Here is a 3,110-nt window from a genome sequence, read left to right as displayed (position 1 = left end):
ACCTTTCTTAAGAAAGAATCCCACGCACTCCCGGTAAAATCAAAAAACTTGATTTTACCAAGCTCTTCAAAGGGTTCATCGACCGCTTTTTCAATCGCACTTTCTTCCGGTGTTTTAACCTGATGAGGCTCTATATGATGTTTAGAAGTAATTGCCTCACATTCTTTTACAGGCCTCACTTGCATAAAACCTCAAAAGTGTTTAGTAACTACGAGATTAAATGAATGGATCAAACGGATCAAGCCTCATAGGATCAAGGGGATCATATAGAGGCCTGGCTTTTGGTTCTTGCTGTGTCGCCGGAGCTTGTCTTGCAGGTCTTGGAGGCGGCCCTAATTGCATAGGTATGGCTTTAAGCTCTTCCCCAAATTCTGAAGCTCTTTCTGTCAAATTAGCGAGCGATTTAGTCTTTTTAAAAAAGTCCATGACAGCTTCTCGGGATTCCCAGCTTAGCCACCAATCCGTGACATGTTTTCCACCGGGATTCATCGACAATTTAACCACCTTTGGCGATCTAGTTACGGGCGCGCTTTCTATCATCATTTCAGGGTGATGAGGCAAAACTAGCTCATCTCCAGGTCCGCCAAATCCGGCTACATTTATGTGGATTAGTTTATTCCCCTGGTTAGCACGTATATCTTCAGCTGTGTTATAGCCGCTAAAAAGTGCTCTCACAAGACCTTCAACGATGTAATTAAGCTTGATAATATAGGGAGCCCAAGCTTCTAAGTATTTATACTTAAATTCTTCGACTTCCGTAACCTTTTCAGCAAACCCTTTATAAGTCTCATCAAATGCCGGGTCTCTTCTTCTGGCTATTTCCAAAATTTTGGCGGTAAGTTTTTGTATTTGCGTGATTCGATCTTCTCGTTGAGGAATGCCGGGAGGAAGTAAATCTTCTTCAAGATCCGTTAGTTCCTCTCTTTTTGCTTTTAGCTCCTCAATACTTGCTTTCAATTCTTCAGTGCTATTTGCTAACGCCCTTAAATCTTGAATCCTGACTTCCAACTCTACTATTTCTTTAACTTTAGCTTTTATAGTCTGAATTTTGTCGTCGATAATATTTATTTTTTCTTTAATGGCATCAATTTCATCATCTTTTTGGTTTATCAATTCCATCAACTGGCCGCTAGCCTCTGTTTCTTTTCCGAGGTTTTGCACTAAGTCCATTCTTTTCTGATCTAAATCTTTCTTCTCTTTTCTTAGATTCGAGATCTTTTCTGATTCAATTCCGATAATTTGTTTTATCTCATCTTCCAATGCTTTTATTTCTAGTACCTTAGGCTTTAAGATCTCCAACTCTTTTCTTTTTTTACTCATTATGGCTGCTTCATTTGATCTTAATTTTATTTCCTCCATGACCTTTTCATGAAAATTGGCTAAGTTTTGATCCATGATGATATTAATTTTTGGATGCTGTCTTCCAAGCCAGCCTGTTGGCGCAGCTCCAAAGCATTGACCCTTTGCAATAATATCCTTATCCTTAATTTTTTTTATGTCATGAAGATACAGATAAGCTGCTTCAATAGAGGCATTTAAGTTAGTATTATCAGCAAGACCGGTGCTTAAACCTTTACCCGGGTTATTATAGACAAGAACATTAATGCCCTCCAAAGCATAGGTTAGAATTTCATTTATATGCTGTTCATAAATGTCCGTTTGATTTTGAGTAAGAATAATGGTTTTTCTTGTTGTCTCTAAAGGTTTTGCATCAGCAATTTGCAAAGTCATTTCAGGATCTTTGACCCTATTTTGCAAAAAAAACATTTCGGCTTGAGGACAATCATTTCTCCTTGTCAAGTAATAGGTATCTCCTAAAAAGACAAAATCCCAACCTGTTTGATAAAGATATCTTTCGAGCTCAATATCTTTATGCTTTTCAAAATCGTCTCTTTTAAACTCGATCGCCGGAATTTCTTGCTTAAAATTTAGAAAATTATCTTCCCATTTACCTTCGCCATCTATTTCAAAATCTCTAAATATTATAGCGGAATCATTATCACTTGCGCCTTCAGAATTACGATAAGTTGTTTTTAAAAGCCTATTATAAGACGTCAAATCAAGAGCATAATATTTGCCTGTAGTTTCGTCCTTTACTATTTTTTTACTAAACCTAAGAAATGTTCCTTCAGCAGCCTTAAGGGTTTTTTTATCGTCTAAATCAACTTTATCTTTATCAATTTCATGCATTGTTATAGATAATTCGCCTTCGACTAAAACATTGACTCTCTTAGCTTTATAAAAAGAACTATCTTCCGGTATGTCAAATTTTAAAACCTTTCTTTTCCCTCCCATCTCCTCCAATCGATGTAAAAATTTTGAAGCGTCCAGATAATGGGCATCGACTTTTTCATGGGTTTTGCTCGTAAATTGCAAATGCTCAGCACCAAATTTATTTAATAAATTGTGTCGCTTTTCTAGTCTTTGGGGGTCCCATTCTTTCAAAGATCCTCTAATAATCACATTCGAGTTTAATGACCCTCCCAAGAACTTTGTAAAATCCAAGAATCTCGCAATTTTTCTAAAAAAAGAAGTCCACTTATCGCCGGTAAAGTCATAAAATTTAGTTTCAGCTAATTCTTCAAACGGCTTTATAACCGCTTCTCCAACTGCTTTTTCTTCAGCAGATTCAGCAATCTCTTTGTGAACCTCAATTTTATGATTATTTGTTAATGGCTCCCCTTTTCCTAGCGGTTGTACTTGCATAAAACCTCTATTTGTTTTTTAGACTGGCTAATAATATTATAAATTAAAAACAATTTAATGATAATTAAGATGGCTTAATAATTATCTTAAAAAAGATTAATTAATAATTTATTAACATTATGGAATATTTAGTTTTTATTAAGAATTAAGAGTAAGAATGGAATGATTTTGTCATTCATTAAAAGAATGGATTAGGTTGGGACTAATCCGTTTAAAACCACATATCGTCCATTTGGTTTGCAAATTTTTGAAAGCGCCAATCAGCTTCTTGTTCTTCGTTGCTAGCTTCTCTAATGTATTGGCTATCATCTTCATTTACTCTCAAAAATTCTCTTAAGAATCGTGGAATATACGTGCCCTCCTCAGGTTCTGAGTTGATTCTTTGGTGGGTTCTAAGGGTTTCG

At 35.8% G+C, this 3,110-nt stretch carries 3 protein-coding genes; all 3 read right to left on the bottom strand.

Translation table 11 applies throughout. From position 1 onward, the window contains the following. Window positions 1-185, bottom strand: a 185-nt coding sequence (locus CSEC_RS12435; RefSeq protein ID WP_041018821.1) for a hypothetical protein, incomplete at its 3' end; no start/stop codon positions are given. Between the two features lie 31 nt (window positions 186-216). Next, window positions 217-2,706 carry a coiled-coil domain-containing protein gene (locus CSEC_RS12430; protein ID WP_041018820.1) on the bottom strand — a complete coding sequence of 830 codons (2,490 nt, stop codon included), beginning with the start codon at window positions 2,704-2,706 and terminating at the stop codon, window positions 217-219. Window positions 2,707-2,917: 211 nt separating this feature from the next. Continuing rightward, window positions 2,918-3,110, bottom strand: a 193-nt coding sequence (locus CSEC_RS13275) for a hypothetical protein (RefSeq protein WP_041018819.1), incomplete at its 5' end; no start/stop codon positions are given.

This window comes from Criblamydia sequanensis CRIB-18 (assembly GCF_000750955.1).
Classification (GTDB): domain Bacteria; phylum Chlamydiota; class Chlamydiia; order Chlamydiales; family Criblamydiaceae; genus Criblamydia; species Criblamydia sequanensis.
The sequence above is the reverse complement of the archived record's forward strand: the minus strand, read 5'-3'. Positions and strand labels throughout refer to the sequence as shown.